This window comes from Variovorax multivorans, assembly GCF_051216835.1.
Lineage (GTDB): Bacteria > Pseudomonadota > Gammaproteobacteria > Burkholderiales > Burkholderiaceae_C > Variovorax.
On record NZ_JBPJZL010000005.1, the window covers coordinates 397,838 to 414,885 of the forward strand.

Below are 17,048 nucleotides of genomic sequence, written 5' to 3' on the forward strand. Positions count from 1 at the left end.
GGGATGGTTGTTGTTCTATTCGGCGACGAGCGCCTGGGGCGGCGATTGGATCACAACATACTGCTTGCGAAACTCGAAGCCGCGGTCGGGCCACTGTGTCACATAGGCGCGCAGGGCCTCGGCGCCGGCGGGCCAGTCCTCGCCGTTGATGCGGCAGTCGGCCTGCACTTCGCCCTCGGCGTCGCGCACGGCATAGAGGCGCACGGCGTGGAGACTGTCCGATTCGATCTGCGGCTTGAAGGCGTCCCAGGTATTGGTGAACAGGCAGCAGGGGCAGAACGGGTGCTCTTCCTCAACCTCGGCCGCCGGCAGCGTCGCCCGGTGCGCCACGGGGCCGAACAGCACGCGCCGCTGCCGCCCTTCCTTCCAGCTCATGTCCATCGACGTGCAGTGGGCGAGTTCACCGCCCAGCGCATCCTGGAACACAACCAGATCGACCTGCGCCCACAGGTCGAACCCGCGGGTCAGGGCCTGCTCGGTGGTTTCGCCGCCCGAATGCTGGTACTCGAAGATGCCCTGCGGCAAGAGTCCGGCATGGGCCACCTCGATGGTGCTGGAGGTGCGCACGCTGCCGTCCTCGGCGCGCGAGTAGCTCAGGATCTGCGGCAGCAGCCAGAGTCCGTCGGACAGCGTGACCCAGCCATCGCGTGCGAGCGCGGCGGCCTGGCCGCGCGCCAGCAGTGCGTCGCGCAGCAACGCCGACAGGTCGAGCGATTCGGTCCATTCGCGCTCGTCGTTGCGAAAGGCAAGTGCGAACGTCGTGCCCTGGCCCGGGTTGCCAGCGGCTCGCAGGGGAAAGAAGTCGGAAGACGAGGATGTCGCCATGGCGCCGGCTATTCTGCCAGCGCACACTGCACGGGCTTCGCGCCCAGCAACCCCACGCACACCTGCGGATCGATGCCGATCAGGTAGCCGCGGCGCCCGCCGTTGAGCACGATTCTCGGCAGCTCGAGGACGGTCGACTCCACGTACACCGGCATCTCGCGCCGCGTGCCGAACGGCGAGGTGCCGCCCACCATGTAGCCGCTGTGCCGCTGCGCCACCTCGGGCTTGCAGGGCTCGACCGACTTGGCGCCGATCTGCCGCGCGAGGTTCTTGGTCGACACCGTGCGGTTGCCGTGCATCAGCACGATCAGCGGCTTGGCGTCCTGGTCTTGCATGACCAGCGTCTTGATGACGGTGAACGGGTCGAGCCCGAGCATTTCGGCGCCGCGCTGCGCGCCACCGTGCTCGACGTACTCGTAGGGGTGCTCGGTGAAGGAGATCTTGTGCGCGCGCAGCAGCTGGGTGGCGGGCGTCTCGGAGGTGTGGGTGCTTTTCTTGGCCATCTCGGTGGCAATTGCAGGTTCAGGATCGCTTCAGAAAACCTGGTGTTCCGCGGCAAAAAATCTGCCGTACTACATTGAATTCCGGTCCAACCATGCAGCATACGCCAGCCCCGGTGGCCACGGCTTCGTTCTACCTCGGGCATCGATGCGCCGCCCCGCCCTGACTGCGCTCGTGCTGGCCGTGGTGGCGATGCACGCAGCTGTGCTCTGGCTGCTGCTGGTCGCCACGCAGCCGCATGGTCGCAAGACCGTTCCGGTGAAGCGAATGGTCATGGAGGTGGTGCAGGTCGAAGCCCCTGTGAAGACCGAGCCTCCCGCGCGCCGGGAAACGACGCCGCGAACCACGGCTGCGGCCACACGCGCGACAACCACGCGCATGCCCCGAACTGCTCGCGGCAAGGCGACCACCGCCCCCGCTGCCCCAGCCACAGAATCGCCGCAAGCCACAACGAGCCCCGCGCCACTGATCCTTCATTCGGAAAGCACCCGCCGCGCCCTGCGCGACATCGGCCGCGAACGCTCCTTCGCCGACCGTGCCAGCCAGGACCTCAACGGCAGCCCGCGCTCCGCATTCGATTCCAGGTTGAGCGCAGGCGTCGCAAGCTCTGCACACGGCGACTGCATGAAAGGCCAGTTCAAAGGCAGCAACATGGGCCTGCTGAGCCTGCCGGCCCTCGCCCTGGCTGCCGCCCAGGGCGAATGCGCCCGTTGAATTACGCCGCGGGGTCGCGGATATCCCAGCGGATCTTGTCGATCTCGGTCAGGATTTCTGGCGACAGCGTGGTGCCGTACGCGTCCAGATCCTCTTCCAGTTGCGCCACCGAAGTCACGCCGATGATCGTGCTCGCCACCTGCCACTTCGTGTAGCAGAAGGCCAGCGCCAGCTGCGTCGGCGTCAGGCCGTTGTCGCGGGCCAGTTGGTTGTAGCGCTTGGCCGCGCGCAGCGAATCGGGGCGGCCCCAACGCTGCTTGCGCACCGATTCGTAGCTCGAAATCCGCGCGCCCTTGGGCGCATCCGGCCCTTCGATGCCGCTCTGGTCGTACTTGCCCGTCAGCAGGCCGAAGGCCAGCGGCGAATACGCCAGCAGCGACACGCCCAGCCGGTGCATCGTCTCGTCCAGCCCGTTCTCGTAGCCGCGGCTGATGAGGCTGTACACGTTCTGCACCGTCGCCACGCGCGGCAGCCCGTGCTGCTCGGCCAGCCGCACGAACTCGTGCACGCCGTAAGGCGTTTCGTTCGACAGGCCGATGGCGCGCACCTTGCCCGCCTTCACCAGCTTGCCCAACGCCTCGAGCTGCTCGTGGATCGGCGTCTTCGAGGTTTCCTTCGCCGGGTCGTAATACATGTTGCCGAACAGAGGCACGTGGCGCTCCGGCCAGTGAATCTGGTAGAGGTCGATGACGTCCGTGCGCAGCCGCTTCAGGCTGGCGTTGCACGAGGCTTCGATGTCGGCCGCCGTCATGCCGCTGCCTTCGCGCACCCAGGGCATGCCGCGCGACGGGCCTGCCACCTTGGTCGCAACCACCAGCTTCTCGCGCGCGCCGGGGTTGGCGGCGAACCAGTTGCCGATGATGGTCTCGGTGACGCTGTAGGTTTCCTTGCGCGTGGGCACCGAGTACATCTCGGCGGTGTCGATGAAATCGACGCCGCGCTCGAGCGAGCGGCTCAGGATGGCGTGGGAGGTGGGCTCGTCGACCTGTTCGCCGAAGGTCATCGTGCCAAGGCAGATCGGGGTGACGTGAAGGTCGCTTTGACCGAGTTGGATCTTTTTCATGCGCGGGATGCTACCGCCCCGCCTCGCGCCCCGCTGGCCGCCGCGTCTAAACCCGAGCATTCCGCGCCCGCCCGCTGTCCTGTGCCGGACTGCGTCAGCACAAAGGCCTCCTTATCATCGACGCCCATGTACCAAGCCCTCCGCCCCTCCCGCAGCGAATTCGTGCCCGTGCGCAACCTCAGCTACCACGTACGCCTCTGGGGCCAGCCCTCCGACACGCGCCCGCCGCTGGTGCTGGTGCATGGCTGGATGGACGTGGCCGCGTCGTGGCAGTTCGTGGTCGATGCGATGGAGGAAGACCGCTTCATCATCGCCCCCGACTGGCGCGGCTTCGGCCTGACCGACGGTGGCGGTGTCGACAACTACTGGCTCGCCGACTACCTGGCGGACCTCGAATGGCTGCTCGACCACTACGCAGGCGAAGGCGACAGCGCAAGGCAGGTTGACCTGGTCGGCCACAGCATGGGCGGCAACGTCGTCATGCACTACGCCGGCGTGCGGCCCCAGCGCATCCGCCGCCTCGTCAATCTCGAAGGCTTCGGCATGCCCGCGCGCAAGCCCGATGAGGCGCCCGCGCGCTACGGCCAGTGGATCGACGAGCTCAAGCGCCTGCATCGCGGCGAGATGGCGCTGGCCGGCTATTCGGCCGTGGACGGCGTCGCGCGCCGCCTCATGAAGACCAACCCGCGCCTCACGCCCGACAAGGCCAACTGGCTCGCCAGCCACTGGTCGGTGAACCACGCCCAGCCCGACGGCAGCGAACGCTGGCAGATCCTCGGCGAGGCGGCGCACAAGATCGTCAACGCGCACATCTTTCGCGTGGACGAAACGCTGGCGCTCTACGCGCGCATCACCGCGCCGCTGCTGATGGTCGAGGCCTCCGACGACAGCCTGAAAGGCTGGTGGAAGAACCGCTACACGCTCGACGAATTCCACGAGCGACTGAAGTCGGTTGCCGACACGCGCATCGAGCGCCTCGAAGACGCGGGCCATATGCTGCACCACGACCAGCCGCTCCGCGTGGCGCGGATGATCGAAGAATTCCTGGCGAACTGAGCCGCCTCAGGTGCGGCGCGGTTCGCTGTCGAGGCTCGCCATCTGCGCCGCGGCATAGCGGTCGCCAGCGGCAGCGCCCTTCGGCACCGCACGCTCGATGGCCGCGAAATCGTCGGCCGCCAGCTTCACGTTCAGCGCGCCCAGCGCCTCGTCGAGCCGAGTACGCTGCCGCGCGCCGATCAGCGGCACGATGTCGTCGCCCTGCGCCGCCACCCATGCGATGGCGATCTGCGCGACGGTAACGCCCTTGGCCTCGGCAATCTTGCGTAGCGCATCGACCAACGCGAGGTTGCGGTCCACGTTCTCGCCCTGGAAGCGCGGGCTGTGCGCCCGAAAATCCTTCTCGCCAGCCGCATCCTTCTTCCAGTGCCCGCTGATCAGGCCGCGCGAAAGCACGCCGTATGCGGTGATGCCGATGCCCAGCTCGCGGCAAGTCGCGAGGATGTCGTCCTCGATGCCGCGCGAGATCAGCGAATACTCGATCTGCAGGTCGCAGATCGGGTGCACGGCCGCCGCCTTGCGGATGGTCTGAGAGCCCACTTCCGACAGGCCGATGTGGCGCACGTAGCCCGCCTTCACCAGGTCGGCGATGGCTCCGATGGTGTCTTCGATAGGCACGTTCGGGTCGAGCCGCGCCGGGCGGTAGATGTCGATGTGGTCCACGCCCAGGCGCTGCAGCGAGTAGGTAGCGAAGTTCTTCACCGCCGCGGGCCGAGCGTCGTAGCCAACCCAGCCACCGGCCGGGTCGCGCATGGCGCCAAACTTCACGCTGACCAGTGCGGCGTCGCGCTGCGAACCCTTGAGGCCCTTGAGCGCTTCGCCGATCAGCATTTCGTTGTGGCCGCTGCCGTAGAAGTCGCCGGTGTCGAGCAACGTGATGCCCGCGTCCATCGCGGCGTGGATGGTGGCGATGCTCTCCACGCGATCCGAAGGGCCGTACATGCCCGACATGCCCATGCAGCCGAGGCCGAAGGCGGAGACCTTGGGGCCGTTCATGGCCTTGGTGCCGAGTTGAAGTGTGTTCATTGCAGTGTCCTTTCTGACTTTTTGACTGTGGCCGGACGCGGTTGCGAACGGCATGGCGCTAGTCTGGAAGGAATCGGCCCGTTCGATAATCCGTCCAGCGGCGCACGGGTTGTGCAGAAAAACGCACAATCCCGCCATGACCGATCCCGATCTTTCCGATCTCGGCGCCTTCGTGGCAGTGACCCGGGCACGCGGCTTTCGCGGCGCCGCCACGCTGCGCGGCGTATCACCCTCCTCGCTCAGCGAGGCCATGCGGCGGCTCGAAGCGCAGCTTGGCGTGCGCCTGCTGAACCGCACGACGCGCAGCGTTACGCCGACCGAAGCCGGCCAGCGGCTGCTTGACCGCATCTCGCCCGCGCTCGACGACATCGCGGGCGCGCTCGACACGCTCAACAGCTTTCGCGACAGCCCTACCGGCACGCTGCGGCTGAACGTGCCGACGATCGTGACGCAGCGCGTGCTGCCGCCGCTGGCCAGCCGATTCCTGGCGGAGCACCCGGGCATCACACTGGAGATCACGACCAACGACACCTTCATCGACGTACTCGCCGCTGGCTTCGACGCTGGCATCCGCTACGACGAGAGCATTGCGCGCGACATGATCGCCGTGCCGCTGGGCCCGCGCACGCAGCGCTTCGTGGCCGCGGCCTCGCCTGCCTACCTGGCGAAGCACGGAACGCCCAGGCACCCGACCGACCTGCTGCAGCACGCCTGCATCGCCCACCGTTTTCCGAGTGGCGTGCTCGCCACCTGGGGCTTCGTGCGCAAGGGCAAGGCCGTCAAGATCACGCCGGGCGGGCCGCTGATCGCGTCGATGCTCGACCTCGAACTGCACGCCGCCGAGTCGGGCCTGGGCCTGATCTACACCTTCGACGAATACCTGCGGCCCTCCATCGACCGCGGCACGCTGGTGCCCGTGCTCGAAGACTGGTGGCAGAGTTTTTCGGGGCCGTTCCTGTACTACCCGAGCCGCACGCACATGCCTGCGCCGCTGCGCGCGTTCGTCGACTTCCTGAAGAACGAAGGCCAGCCCGCCTGATCCGCCTGATATTCGACAAGCGGATATCGAAGCGCACGAATCTTCGTTCGCGCCGCAGGCACCGCGACCTAGAGTGCGCAGCTCCCCTTGCCTCCCCGGAGTTGCCCGTCATGCGCTTTTCTTCGCGCGCGCCCTCGCTGGCGCGCTGGTCCGTTCCTCTGCTCGGCGGCCTTGCCCTGAGCCTGCTTCTCCACGTTTCCGCTCACGCCGCCGACCTGCGCGTGGGCTTCATGCCCGGCCCGTACCGCGATGCCTTCACGAACGGCATCGAGCCCCAACTGAAGAAGCTCGGCTACACCGTCAAGTACGTCGAGTTCAGCCAGGGCGTGCAGCCCAACGACGCAGTGGAGCGCGGGCAGATCGACGCCAACATCTTCCAGCACACGCTGTACCTCAGCGCCACCAACAAGCAGCAGGGCTTCGACCTCGTGCCCGTGGTGCACGTGCCGACACCGCCAATGGGTCTGTACTCGCAGCGCCACAAGTCGCTCGACACGGTGCCTGACGGTGCCACGGTCACGCTGCCTTCGGACCCGGTGAACGCGGCGCGCGCGCTCAACATCCTCGCGACCGTCGGCTGGGTCACGCTCAAGCCGGGCGTGAGCCCGCTCGCCGTGTCTGAGCGCGACATCGTGAACAACCCGAAGCGCCTGAAGCTGGTGCCGCTCGAAGCCGCGCAGGCCCCGCGCTCGCTGGCCGATGCGGACATCGCCGCCGTGCAGGGCAACTTCGCGGTGGCCTCGGGCCTGAAGCTCACCGATGCGCTCAAGCTCGAGAACATGACGCTGCCCTACGTGAACGTGGTGGCCGTCAAGCGCAGCAACGAGCAAGCCCAGTTCGCGAAAGACATCGCAGCCGCCTACCAGTCGGCCGAGTTCCAGCGCTTCTTCAGGGCCAACCCGACATGGGCCGGCTACCGGCTGCCCGACTACTTCTCCCAATGAGCCTTTCGAATAGCCCCAAGCCCCGGCAACTGCACCTCAACGTCAACATCCTGCATTCGGGCTTCGTGCCCTCGGCATGGCGCCTGCCGGAGAGTGATCCGTGGGCCTTTGCCGACGTCCGGCACTACATTCGCACCGCACAAATCGCCGAGTCGGCCAAGCTCGATGCGGTGTTCCTCGCGGACAACGCGGCCATCGTCGACCAGATCAACTTCCGCCCGATCACCGCGCTGGAACCCACGGTGCTGCTGGCCTGCGTGGCCGCGGCCACCACGCACATCGGCCTGATCGCCACGGCCTCGACCAGCTACAACGAGCCCTACAACATCGCCCGCCGTTTCGCCACGCTCGACCATGTGAGCGGCGGCCGCGCGGGCTGGAACGTGGTAACCACGGCCGACCTGCCATCGGCGCGCAACTTCGGCCTCGACGCCACGCCCGACCATGCGAAGCGCTACGCACGCGCCTCGGAGTTCACCGACATCGTGAAAGCGCTGTGGGACAGCTGGGAGGACGACGCCTTCATCGGCGACAAGGCCACTGGCAGTTTCATCGACACGGCCAAGGTGCACGCCGTTGTGCATCGCGGCGAGCACTTCGCGGTGCAGGGGCCGCTGAACCTGCCGCGTCCGCCGCAGGGCCACCCGGTGCTGGTGCAGGCCGGAGCATCTGCCGACGGGCGCGAGCTGGCGTCGCGCCATGCGGAGGCGGTGTTCTCGGCCTCTCAGTCGTTCGAGGAATCGCTGGCCTACGCGCGCGCGCTGAAGACACGCGCCGCCGAATTGGGCCGCGGCCCCGACGCAGTGAAGGTGCTCGCAGGCCTGACCACCATCGTCGGCAGCACCGAGGCCGAAGCCCGCCGTCGGCGCGACGAACTGGTCGACCTGATTCCGTGGGACTACAGCCTGACGCGCATCGCCGGCACGCTGGGCATCACGCCCGACCGTCTGAAGCTCGACGAGCGCCTGCCCGACGACCTCCCACTGCCCGGCAATGGCAACGGCAACCACACCTTCTTCAACGCGGTGGTCGCGGCAGGCCGCACCCACGGCTACACGGTGCGGCAGCTGATCCGCGAACTGGCGGGCGGCGGCGGGCACCGCGTGATCGTCGGCACGCCGGAGCAGATTGCGGACGACATCGAGCGCTGGTTCAAGGCCGGTGCGGCCGATGGGTTCAATCTGATGCCCGACGCGCTGCCGCATGGGCTGCAGGATTTTGTCGACGGCGTGGTGCCGATCCTGCAGAAGCGCGGGATCTTCCGCACTGAGTACGAAGGCCGCACGCTGCGCGACCATCTGGGGCTGGCGCGGCCTGCCGGTCGAGCGGCGCAACAGCGGCTGGCGGCCTGAAACCGGCCCCGCCCTTCACTCCTCGTCGGCGTCGTTACCCGTGAGGGACAGCACTTCTTCGACGAAAGCCTCGAACAGCGGCAGCGCGGCAGGCAGGCCGTCGAGCGACTCGGCCTCGCCTGCATCGAAGAAATGCGGTTTGCCGGCCGGCATGGCAGCCCACTCGCCAGCCTCCAGCAACAGCCCCAGGTAGCCGTCGGCAGTCGGCACATAGAACAGCCCCGCGCTGTCGAGCACACGCTGCCCCTTCTTCTTGCCACGCCCCCAACTCACGCCCTGCCCGGCCAGGTGTTCGGTGATCCAGCCGTCGCACACATGCGTGTCGCGCCAGCTTCCCTGAGCATCGAATACGGCCAGAACGGGCATGGGAGTCCTTTTCTTGAAGGAGGGTTATTGCAGGAAGCTGGGCTTGGCGTAGCCCTGGAACTTGCTGTCGACCACGGCCTTGAACTCCTTCGAGCGATAGGCATCGGCGATGTCCTTGGCCCACTGGGTGTTCTTGTCGGCGGTCTTCACGGCGACCACATTCAGGTAGTAGTCGGGCGTCTTCTCGAGCACCACGGCGTCGGTGAGCTTCAGGCCCGACGAGATCGCGAAGTTGCCGTTGACGATGGCGTACTCGGTGTCGCCCAGCGAGCGCGGCAGCTGCGCGGCTTCGAGCGGAATGAACTTCAGCTTCTTCGGGTTCTCGGCCACGTCTTTTTCAGACGCGCGCAGCGGGTCGATGCCGGTCTTGATCGTGATCAGCTTGTTCTGCTCCAGCAGCACCAATGCGCGGGCCAGGTTGCTCGGGTCGTTCGGCAGCGTCACGCGGTCGCCTTCCTTCACGTCGGCCAGCGTCTTGCGCTTGGTCGAGTACACGCCCATAGGCGCGATCGGGCCCTGTACCAGTTCGGCGAGGTCGAGCTTCTGGTCGGCCGCGAACTTCTTCAGGTAGACCTGATGCTGGAAGAAATTGGCGTCGAGCGAGCCCTGGGCCAGCGCCAGGTTGGGCTGCACGTAGTCGTTGAACTCGACCAGCTTCACCTTGTAGCCCTTCTTTTCGAGGATGGGCACGATGCCGGCCTTGAGCTGGTCGGCGTTGGAGCCGGCTGTGCCGCCGATCACCAGGTTCTTCTTGGCGGGGTCTTGCGCGTGGGCCTGCAGCGAGAGGCCGCCCAGCGAGACGGCAGCCAGGGACAGGGCGAGAACGGAGCGGCGCAGGAATGCGGTTTTCATGAGATTGGGAAAGCAGGGAAGAAAAGAGAAGGAATCAACGCTTGTCGAGCCTGCTTGCCGTGGTGTTGCCCACGAATTGCAGGATCTGTACCAGCACCACGAGCAGCGCCACGGTGAGCACCATCACGTCGGTCTGGAAACGGTAGTAGCCGTAGCGGATGGCCAGGTCGCCGATGCCGCCGCCGCCCACCACGCCGGCCACGGCCGAGTACGAGAGAAAGCTCACGGCCAGCACGGTCAGCGCCAGCACCAGCCCCGAGCGGGCCTCGACCAGCAGCACGCGCCAGACAATCTGCAGCTCGGTCGCGCCCATGGCGTGCGCCGCCTCGATCACGCCGCGCGGCACTTCGCGCAGGCACTGGTCGACCAGCCGGGCCAAGTACGGAATGGCCGCGAACGACAGCGGCACCGCGGCCGCCAGCGGCCCGATCGACGTGCCCGCGATCACCCGCGTGAACGGCACCAGGGCCACCAGCAGGATGATGAAAGGGAACGAACGCACCGTGTTCACCAGCCAGTTGAGCACCAGGAACGCAGGCTTGTTCTCCAGCGACTGGCCGGGGCCCAGCAGGAACAGCAGGATGCCCAGCGGCCCGCCGATGAGCACGGCGGCCGACAGGCCGATGGCTAGCATCATGAAGGTCTGGCCGGTGGCGACCCACAGCTCGGGGAGGATGGGGGCGATGTTCTCAAACATAGGCCAGCTCCTGTGCGCCGAGCTGCGACGGCGGGCGCGGCGAGTAGGGTTCGCGCGCCTCGCGTTCGCGGCGGCGCACCAGTTCGTCGATTTCGCGGCCCAGCGCGGTCTTGCGCTCGACGCTCGGTGCATCGACCGCGAACTGCTCCACCAGCCGGCCCTTTTCGAGAATGGCCACGTTGCGGCACAGCACCTCGACCACCGACAGCTCGTGCGTGACGATCACGATGGTCACGCCGATCTTCTGGTTGATTTCGCGCAGCGTTTCCAGCAGCGAGCGCGTGGTTTCGGAGTCGAGCGCCGAGGTGGGCTCGTCGCACAGCAGCACCTGCGGGCGCGGCGCGAGCGCACGGGCAATGGCCACGCGCTGCTTCTGGCCGCCGGAGAGCTGGGCCGGGTAGGTGTCGATCTTCTCGGCCAGGCCCACGAGCGCCAGGCATTCGCGCACACGTGCGTTGATTTCGGCCTTCGAGTGGCGACCGTGGATCTTCAGCGGAAAGGCCACGTTGTCGAACACCGTGGCGTTCTGCAGCAGGTTGAACTGCTGGAAGATCATGCCGATGTTCTGGCGCGTGTCGCGCAGCTCGCGGCGCGAGAGCGTGGTGAGGTCGCGCCCGCCGACGAAGACCTGGCCCGAATCGGGCCGCTCCAGCAGGTTGATGAGGCGCAGCAGCGTCGATTTGCCGGCGCCGCTCTTGCCGATCAGGCCGAACACGTCGCCCTGCTGGATGTCGAGCGACAGCGACTGCACGGCGTCGAACACCTCGCCGTTGGGCAAGGCGAAAGACTTCTGCACCGATTGAAGACGGATGACTGGCGCCGCGTGGCCGCGGCCCGTGTCAGGCGTAGGGTGGGTCATGGAAAAGAAGCGCAGCCCGCGCAAAGGCAGGTCGCGGAGGTTCGCAAAAAGGTGCCGAGTATGAAAAGAAACGCAGCGAAAGGGAACGAACAAAAAGGATGCTGTTTATACGCATATGCGCATAAAGAAATCCTGTAGCGGGCAAGACACGCCATATCGATATGCGCATTGGTTCGTTCCCAAACGCTGGCGGCAATGCCACATTCGCGCCTTCTTTTTTTGATTTCGCGCAACGACATGCATACCTCTTTCCGCCGCCGCACCCTCGCCCTTGCCACGCTGGCCGCCGCCCTCTTCGCCGGCAGCACCGCCTTCGCGCAGGACAAGAACACGCTCAAGGTCGGCGTCTCCGTCGGCAACGGCGAGCAGATCTTCGAGGTGGTCAAGAAGGTCGCCGCCAAGGACGGCCTGAACATCCAGGTCGTGGTGTTCAACGACTACCAACTGCCCAATGCAGCGCTGGCCTCGGGCGACCTCGACGCCAACGCCTTCCAGCACCAGCCCTTTCTCGACAACCAGAACAAGGCGCGCGGCTTCGACATCGTGCCCGTGGGCCTGACCATCACCGCGCCGCTGGGCTTCTACTCGCGCAAGATCAAGTCGATCGACCAGCTGCCCGATGGCGCCTCGGTCGGCATCCAGAACGACCCGTCGAACGGCAACCGCGCGCTGTTGCTGCTGCAGCAGGCCGGCCTGATCACGCTGAAGCCCGAGGCGGTGAAGAACAACACGGCCACGCCGCTGGACGTGGTGACGAACCCCAAGAAGCTGAAGCTGGTCGCGCTCGACGCGGCCCAGCTGCCCCGCTCGCTCGACGACCTGACCATTGCCTCCATCAACAACGACTACGCCGAGAAGGCCGGCCTGTCGCTGAACAAGGACGCCGTGATCAAGGAATCGCCGAAGAGCCCCTACGCCAACCTGATCGCCGTGCGCCGCGCCGACAAGGACAAGCCCTGGGCCAAGCGCCTCGTGGCGGCCTACCAGTCGCCGGAGGTAAAGAGCTTCATCGAAACCCAGTTCAAGGGCTCGCTCGTGCCGGCGTTCTGATTTCGGTCTTTCTCCCTCCCCCGCTGGGGGAGGGCCGGGGTGGGGCAAGCGGCGCTCGCGCTGGGAGCAACGGGCACCACAAGCGCCCTGCCCGCCCCCATCCCAGCCTTCCCCCAGAGGGGGAAGGAGCAATACAAGGGCGCTCCTTGGCAGCTCGGCGGACCGTGAGAAAATGCCCGGTTTCCCCGAACACAGTCAGGACACCCCATGGACGCAGAACAGATCAACCAAATCGGCGCAATGCTCGCGGACCTGAGCGTCCGTACGGTCGATTTACGGAGGTATCTTTGACTACGATGCAAAAGCTGAACGACTGAGGACAGTCAACGCATCGCTCGAAGACCCGAACGTCTGGAACGACCCGAAGAAGGCCCAGGAACTGGGCAAGGAAAAGAAGTCGCTCGACGACGTGGTCGTCACGCTCGACCGGCTCACCAACGGGCTCTCGGACAACACCGAACTCTTCGAAATGTCGAAGGAAGACGGCGACATGGACGGCCTGCAGGCCATTGCCGATGACGCCGCCACGCTCGAAGCCGACATCAAGCAGCTCGAATTCCGCCGGATGTTCAACAACCCGGCCGATCCGCTGAACGCCTTCGTCGACATCCAGGCTGGCGCTGGCGGCACCGAGGCTTGCGACTGGGCCAGCATGCTGCTGCGCCAGTACCTGAAGTACGCCGAGCGCAAGGGCTTCAAGACGCAGATCGAAGACGAAACGCCCGGCGACACCGCGGGCATCAAGGGCGCGACCATCAAGGTCGAGGGCGACTACGCCTTCGGCCTGCTGCGCACCGAAACCGGCGTGCATCGCCTGGTGCGCAAGTCGCCGTTCGACTCGTCGGGCGGCCGCCACACCAGCTTTGCCAGCATCTTCGTGTACCCGGAAATCGACGACTCCATCGAGATCGAGATCAACCCGTCCGACGTGCGCACCGACACCTTCCGCGCCAGCGGCGCGGGCGGCCAGCACATCAACAAGACCGACTCGGCCGTGCGCCTGACGCACATCCCGACCGGCATCGTGGTGCAGTGCCAGGACGGCCGCAGCCAGCACAGCAACCGCGACGTGGCGTGGAAGCGCCTGCGCTCGCGCCTGTACGACCACGAGATGCGCAAGCGCCAGGAAGAGCAGCAAAAGCTCGAAGACAGCAAGACCGACGTGGGCTGGGGCCACCAGATCCGCAGCTACGTGCTGGACAACAGCCGCATCAAGGACCTGCGCACCAACGTGGAAGTTTCGGCCACGCAGAAGGTGCTGGACGGCGACCTCGACGTGTTCATCGAAGCCTCTCTCAAGCAAGGCGTGTAAAACCGATGAGCCTGAAAAGCCTGAAGGATGGTGGCAAGGTCGAAGCCTTCATCTTCGACATGGACGGCACCATGATCGACTCCATGCCCTGGCATGCGCGCTCGTGGGTGGAGTTCGTGGCGCGCCACGGCCTGAAGCTCGACGTGAGCGACATCCTCGCGCGCACCACGGGCCGCACCGGCACCGAGTGCATGCGCGAGCTGTTCGAGCGCGAGCTCTCCGACGAGGAGTGCCAGGCGCTGGTGCACGAGAAGGAAGAGATCTACCGCGCCATGTTCAGCGACAACTTCACCGAAGTCGCGGGCTTCACGGCCTTTGCCAAGGCAGCCGTTGCACGCGGCCTGAAGGTGGCGGTGGGCACGGCCGGCGACAAGGGCAACATCGAGTTCGCCATGTCGCGCCTGAAGATGGACCCGCTGCCGCTGGCCATCGTGGGCGGCGACGAAGGCTTCTCGGGCAAGCCCACGCCTGCCATTTTTCTCGAAGCCGCGCGCCGCATCGGCATTGCGCCCGAACGCTGCATCGTCTTTGAAGACGCACCCTTCGGCATAGAAGCCGCCCGCCGCGGCGGCATGCGTGCCGTGGCCGTGTGCAGCACCCATACCGCCGCCGAGCTTGCCGGCCCCCATGTGATTGCCGCGGTTCGCGACTACAACGAACTCGCCCATTCGAATTTTCTGGAGACACTCGATGCTGCTACGTGACGCTCAAGGGCAACCCATTGCCATCCGCCGCGAAGACTATGCCGCCCCGGCGTACTGGATCGACACCGTCGACCTCACCTTCGACCTCGACCCCGCCAAGACCCGCGTGCTCAACCGCATGCAGATGCGCCGCAACCCCGAGGTGCCGGTGCAGCCGCTGCGCCTGGACGGCGACGAGCTGAACCTGGCCCGCGTGCTGGTCAACGGCCAGGGCGCGTCGTTCCGCATGGAGGGCGAACAGCTCGTCATCGACGGCCTGCCCGACGCTTTCGAGCTCGAGATCTTCACCACCTGCTGCCCCATCAAGAACACCAAGCTGATGGGCCTGTTCGTGAGCGAAGACACCTTCTTCACGCAGTGCGAGGCCGAGGGCTTCCGCCGCATCACCTACTTCCTCGACCGTCCGGACGTGATGGCGATGTACACCGTTACGCTGCGCGCCGCCAAGGCCGCCTACCCGGTACTGCTCTCTAACGGCAACCTCGTCGAACAAGGCGAACTGCCCGAAGGCCGCCACTTCGCCAAGTGGGTCGACCCCTTCAAGAAGCCCAGCTACCTGTTCGCACTGGTGGCGGGCAAGCTGGTGGCGCGCGAGCAGCGCATCAAGGCACGCAACGGCAAAGAGCATTTGCTGCAGGTGTACGTGCGCGCCGGCGACCTCGACAAGACCGAGCACGCGATGAACTCGCTCATCCACTCGGTGCTGTGGGACGAAACCCGCTTCGGCCTGCCGCTCGACCTCGACCGCTTCATGATCGTTGCCACCAGCGACTTCAACATGGGCGCCATGGAGAACAAGGGCCTGAACATCTTCAACACGAAGTACGTTCTGGCCAACCAGGCCACCGCCACCGACGCCGACTACAGCAACATCGAAAGCGTGGTCGGCCACGAGTACTTCCACAACTGGAGCGGCGACCGCGTGACCTGCCGCGACTGGTTCCAGCTGTCGCTGAAGGAAGGCCTCACCGTCTTCCGCGACCAGGAGTTCAGCCAGGATTTGTGCGCCGACGCCTCGGCCCGCGCCGTGAAGCGCATCGAAGACGTGCGCGTGCTGCGCACCGCCCAGTTCCCCGAAGACGCGGGCCCCATGGCCCACCCGGTGCGGCCCGACAGCTACATCGAGATCAGCAACTTCTACACCGTCACCATCTACGAAAAGGGTGCCGAGGTGGTCCGCATGATGCAGACGCTGGTCGGCCGCAAGGGCTTTGAAAAGGGCATCACGCTCTACTTCGAACGCCACGACGGCCAGGCCGTGACCTGCGACGACTTCGCTCAGGCCATTGCCGACGCCAACCCTGAATCGGAACTCGCCCGCCTGCTGCCCCAGTTCAAGCGCTGGTACAGCCAGGCCGGCACGCCCCGCCTTGCAGCCCACGGCGTGTACGACGCGCAGAACCGCAGCTACACCCTGAGCGTGGTGCAAAGCTGCCCGCCCACGCCGGGCCAGCCGACGAAGGAGCCCTTCGTCATTCCGCTGAACATTGGCCTGCTCGACGCCAACGGCCGCGAACTGCCGCTGCAGCTCGAAGGCGAAAACGACGTGACCCGCGGCACCCGCACCCTGGTGCTGTCGCGCGCAGGCGAGCAGATCACCTTCGTGGGCCTCGACGCCGAGCCCGTGCCTTCCATCTTGCGCGGCTTCAGCGCACCGGTGATCCTCGACTTCGAGTACACCGACGCCCAACTGCTGACGTTGCTGGCCAACGACCCCGACCCGTTCAACCGCTGGGAAGCCGGCCAGCGACTGGGCCTGCGCGCCGCGCTGCAAGGCATTGCCGCACTGGCCACCGACACCACGCCGGTGCTGAACGACGCGTACATCGACGCCATGCGCAGCGTGCTGCGCAACCCGCAGCTCGACGCCGCCTTCAAGGAACTGGTGCTCACGCTGCCGTCGGAAACCTACATTGCCGAACAGCTCGACGTGGTCGACCCGCAGCGCGTGCACCTGGTGCGCGAAGCCATGCGCGCCCAGTTGGCCACCGCCCTCTTTGCCGACTGGCAGTGGGTTTACGAAGAGAACCACGACACCGGCGCCTACAGCCCCGACCCGACCTCGTCGGGCCGCCGCGCGCTGGCCGGCATGGCACTCAACTTTCTGTGCCTGGCGGCGCGCGCCTCGGGCGACGTCGTGTGGCCGGGCAAGACGCTGCAGCGCTTCAAAGATGCGGGCAACATGACCGACCGCTTCAACGCGCTCAACGCGCTGGTGTCGTCGGGCAACACCCTGGCGGCGCAGGCGCTGGCCCGCTTCCACGCCATCTTCAAGGACGAGGCACTGGTCATCGACAAGTGGTTCTCGCTGCAGGCCGGCGCCAGCGACCGCGGCGGCGACATCCTGCCGCTGGTCAAGCAGTTGATGAAACACCCCGACTTCTCGCTGAAGAACCCGAACCGGGCGCGCAGCGTGATCTTTGCCTATTGCAGCGGCAACCCCGGCGCCTTTCACCGCCCCGACGCGGCCGGCTACGTGTTCTGGAGCGAGCGCGTGATTGAGCTCGACGCCATCAACCCGCAAGTGGCTGCCCGCCTCGCCCGCTCACTCGACCGCTGGAGCAAGCTGGCCGAGCCATACCGCAGCGCCGCGCGCGAAGCCATCGCCCGCGTGGCCGCCAAGCCCGACCTGAGCAAGGACACCCACGAGGTCGTCACTCGCGCCCTGGCCGGAAACTGAAGCAACCG

The 17,048-nt window shown here is 66.3% G+C and carries 17 protein-coding genes; 9 read left to right on the forward strand and 8 right to left on the reverse strand.

The features are described 5' to 3' along the window. Positions 1-15 precede the first annotated feature (15 nt). Positions 16-825 (reverse strand): DUF6348 family protein, encoded by an 810-nt coding sequence (locus ACSFCA_RS15195; protein ID WP_435460043.1) that lies wholly within the window; start codon positions 823-825, stop codon positions 16-18. A gap of 8 nt (positions 826-833) precedes the next feature. After that, positions 834-1,328 carry an aminoacyl-tRNA deacylase gene (locus tag ACSFCA_RS15200; protein WP_435460044.1) on the reverse strand — a complete coding sequence of 165 codons (495 nt, stop codon included), beginning with the start codon at positions 1,326-1,328 and terminating at the stop codon, positions 834-836. On the opposite strand from ACSFCA_RS15200, the gene ACSFCA_RS15205 reads away from it, so the two are divergent. Then, positions 1,321-2,040, forward strand: a complete 720-nt coding sequence (locus tag ACSFCA_RS15205; RefSeq protein WP_435460045.1) for a hypothetical protein — start codon at positions 1,321-1,323, stop codon at positions 2,038-2,040. The two genes, ACSFCA_RS15200 and ACSFCA_RS15205, sit on opposite strands and share 8 nt — an antisense overlap. A gap of 1 nt (position 2,041) precedes the next feature. Here ACSFCA_RS15205 and ACSFCA_RS15210 read toward each other — a convergent pair whose 3' ends face one another. Beyond that, positions 2,042-3,103 (reverse strand): aldo/keto reductase, encoded by a 1,062-nt coding sequence (locus ACSFCA_RS15210; protein WP_435460046.1) that lies wholly within the window; start codon positions 3,101-3,103, stop codon positions 2,042-2,044. Between the two features lie 126 nt (positions 3,104-3,229). Between ACSFCA_RS15210 and ACSFCA_RS15215 the strand changes: the two genes are divergently transcribed. Beyond that, positions 3,230-4,159, forward strand: a complete 930-nt coding sequence (locus ACSFCA_RS15215) for an alpha/beta fold hydrolase (RefSeq protein ID WP_435460047.1) — start codon at positions 3,230-3,232, stop codon at positions 4,157-4,159. A gap of 6 nt (positions 4,160-4,165) precedes the next feature. On the opposite strand, the gene ACSFCA_RS15220 is transcribed toward ACSFCA_RS15215, so the two are convergent. After that, the gene (locus tag ACSFCA_RS15220) at positions 4,166-5,185 is read right to left on the reverse strand and encodes an aldo/keto reductase (RefSeq protein WP_435460048.1); all 1,020 of its coding nucleotides are present in this window, start codon (positions 5,183-5,185) and stop codon (positions 4,166-4,168) included. Between the two features lie 136 nt (positions 5,186-5,321). Between ACSFCA_RS15220 and ACSFCA_RS15225 the strand changes: the two genes are divergently transcribed. The 3 genes from ACSFCA_RS15225 to ACSFCA_RS15235 all read left to right on the forward strand — a co-directional run bounded on the left by ACSFCA_RS15225 (position 5,322) and on the right by ACSFCA_RS15235 (position 8,520). After that, positions 5,322-6,224: a LysR family transcriptional regulator gene (locus ACSFCA_RS15225; protein WP_258353770.1), complete on the forward strand. Its 903-nt coding sequence runs from the start codon at positions 5,322-5,324 to the stop codon at positions 6,222-6,224. Positions 6,225-6,334: 110 nt separating this feature from the next. Beyond that, positions 6,335-7,168, forward strand: a complete 834-nt coding sequence (locus ACSFCA_RS15230) for a MetQ/NlpA family ABC transporter substrate-binding protein (RefSeq protein WP_435460049.1) — start codon at positions 6,335-6,337, stop codon at positions 7,166-7,168. Continuing rightward, complete coding sequence (locus ACSFCA_RS15235) at positions 7,165-8,520, forward strand: LLM class flavin-dependent oxidoreductase (protein WP_435460050.1); 1,356 nt, start codon at positions 7,165-7,167, stop codon at positions 8,518-8,520. The genes ACSFCA_RS15230 and ACSFCA_RS15235 overlap by 4 nt, the downstream gene beginning before the upstream one ends. A 15-nt stretch (positions 8,521-8,535) precedes the next feature. Here ACSFCA_RS15235 and ACSFCA_RS15240 read toward each other — a convergent pair whose 3' ends face one another. The 4 genes from ACSFCA_RS15240 to ACSFCA_RS15255 are packed head-to-tail and all read right to left on the reverse strand — an operon-like array spanning position 8,536 to position 11,294. Continuing rightward, positions 8,536-8,886 carry a cupin domain-containing protein gene (locus ACSFCA_RS15240; protein ID WP_093176862.1) on the reverse strand — a complete coding sequence of 117 codons (351 nt, stop codon included), beginning with the start codon at positions 8,884-8,886 and terminating at the stop codon, positions 8,536-8,538. A gap of 24 nt (positions 8,887-8,910) precedes the next feature. Continuing rightward, on the reverse strand, positions 8,911-9,738 hold the full coding sequence (locus ACSFCA_RS15245; protein WP_258353767.1) for a MetQ/NlpA family ABC transporter substrate-binding protein: 828 nt from the start codon (positions 9,736-9,738) through the stop codon (positions 8,911-8,913). A gap of 34 nt (positions 9,739-9,772) precedes the next feature. After that, complete coding sequence (locus tag ACSFCA_RS15250; RefSeq protein ID WP_007835547.1) at positions 9,773-10,435, reverse strand: methionine ABC transporter permease; 663 nt, start codon at positions 10,433-10,435, stop codon at positions 9,773-9,775. Beyond that, positions 10,428-11,294 (reverse strand): methionine ABC transporter ATP-binding protein, encoded by an 867-nt coding sequence (locus ACSFCA_RS15255; protein WP_097200746.1) that lies wholly within the window; start codon positions 11,292-11,294, stop codon positions 10,428-10,430. The genes ACSFCA_RS15250 and ACSFCA_RS15255 overlap by 8 nt, the downstream gene beginning before the upstream one ends. Before the next feature lie 237 nt (positions 11,295-11,531). Between ACSFCA_RS15255 and ACSFCA_RS15260 the strand changes: the two genes are divergently transcribed. The 4 genes from ACSFCA_RS15260 to pepN all read left to right on the forward strand — a co-directional run bounded on the left by ACSFCA_RS15260 (position 11,532) and on the right by pepN (position 17,040). Next, positions 11,532-12,344, forward strand: coding sequence for a MetQ/NlpA family ABC transporter substrate-binding protein (locus ACSFCA_RS15260; RefSeq protein ID WP_258353765.1), 813 nt, complete (start codon positions 11,532-11,534; stop codon positions 12,342-12,344). A 207-nt stretch (positions 12,345-12,551) separates the two neighbouring features. Next, a protein-coding gene (prfB, locus tag ACSFCA_RS15265) for a peptide chain release factor 2 (protein WP_108137465.1) occupies positions 12,552-13,656 on the forward strand; the annotation gives its coding sequence in 2 pieces (ribosomal slippage) (positions 12,552-12,632 and positions 12,634-13,656; 1,104 coding nt in all). Positions 13,657-13,661: 5 nt separating this feature from the next. After that, a complete protein-coding gene (locus ACSFCA_RS15270) occupies positions 13,662-14,360 on the forward strand; it encodes an HAD family hydrolase (protein ID WP_258353764.1) in 699 nt (232 codons plus the stop codon). Further along, entirely contained in the window at positions 14,347-17,040 is a 2,694-nt protein-coding gene (gene pepN / locus ACSFCA_RS15275; protein ID WP_435460051.1) for an aminopeptidase N, read from the forward strand. Before ACSFCA_RS15270 ends, pepN begins: the two co-directional genes overlap by 14 nt. Positions 17,041-17,048: the final 8 nt, after the last annotated feature.

What these genes read in the sequence shown, in the direction of transcription:
- ACSFCA_RS15195 (WP_435460043.1), bottom strand. Translation starts at nt 825, where the DNA reads ATGGCGACATCCTCGTCTTCCGACTTCTTTCCCCTGCGAGCCGCTGGC.
- ACSFCA_RS15200 (WP_435460044.1), bottom strand. Translation starts at nt 1,328, where the DNA reads ATGGCCAAGAAAAGCACCCACACCTCCGAGACGCCCGCCACCCAGCTG.
- ACSFCA_RS15210 (WP_435460046.1), bottom strand. Translation starts at nt 3,103, where the DNA reads ATGAAAAAGATCCAACTCGGTCAAAGCGACCTTCACGTCACCCCGATC.
- ACSFCA_RS15215 (WP_435460047.1), top strand. Translation starts at nt 3,230, where the DNA reads ATGTACCAAGCCCTCCGCCCCTCCCGCAGCGAATTCGTGCCCGTGCGC.
- ACSFCA_RS15220 (WP_435460048.1), bottom strand. Translation starts at nt 5,185, where the DNA reads ATGAACACACTTCAACTCGGCACCAAGGCCATGAACGGCCCCAAGGTC.
- ACSFCA_RS15225 (WP_258353770.1), top strand. Translation starts at nt 5,322, where the DNA reads ATGACCGATCCCGATCTTTCCGATCTCGGCGCCTTCGTGGCAGTGACC.
- ACSFCA_RS15230 (WP_435460049.1), top strand. Translation starts at nt 6,335, where the DNA reads ATGCGCTTTTCTTCGCGCGCGCCCTCGCTGGCGCGCTGGTCCGTTCCT.
- ACSFCA_RS15235 (WP_435460050.1), top strand. Translation starts at nt 7,165, where the DNA reads ATGAGCCTTTCGAATAGCCCCAAGCCCCGGCAACTGCACCTCAACGTC.
- ACSFCA_RS15240 (WP_093176862.1), bottom strand. Translation starts at nt 8,886, where the DNA reads ATGCCCGTTCTGGCCGTATTCGATGCTCAGGGAAGCTGGCGCGACACG.
- ACSFCA_RS15245 (WP_258353767.1), bottom strand. Translation starts at nt 9,738, where the DNA reads ATGAAAACCGCATTCCTGCGCCGCTCCGTTCTCGCCCTGTCCCTGGCT.
- ACSFCA_RS15250 (WP_007835547.1), bottom strand. Translation starts at nt 10,435, where the DNA reads ATGTTTGAGAACATCGCCCCCATCCTCCCCGAGCTGTGGGTCGCCACC.
- ACSFCA_RS15255 (WP_097200746.1), bottom strand. Translation starts at nt 11,294, where the DNA reads ATGACCCACCCTACGCCTGACACGGGCCGCGGCCACGCGGCGCCAGTC.
- ACSFCA_RS15260 (WP_258353765.1), top strand. Translation starts at nt 11,532, where the DNA reads ATGCATACCTCTTTCCGCCGCCGCACCCTCGCCCTTGCCACGCTGGCC.
- ACSFCA_RS15270 (WP_258353764.1), top strand. Translation starts at nt 13,662, where the DNA reads ATGAGCCTGAAAAGCCTGAAGGATGGTGGCAAGGTCGAAGCCTTCATC.
- pepN (WP_435460051.1), top strand. Translation starts at nt 14,347, where the DNA reads ATGCTGCTACGTGACGCTCAAGGGCAACCCATTGCCATCCGCCGCGAA.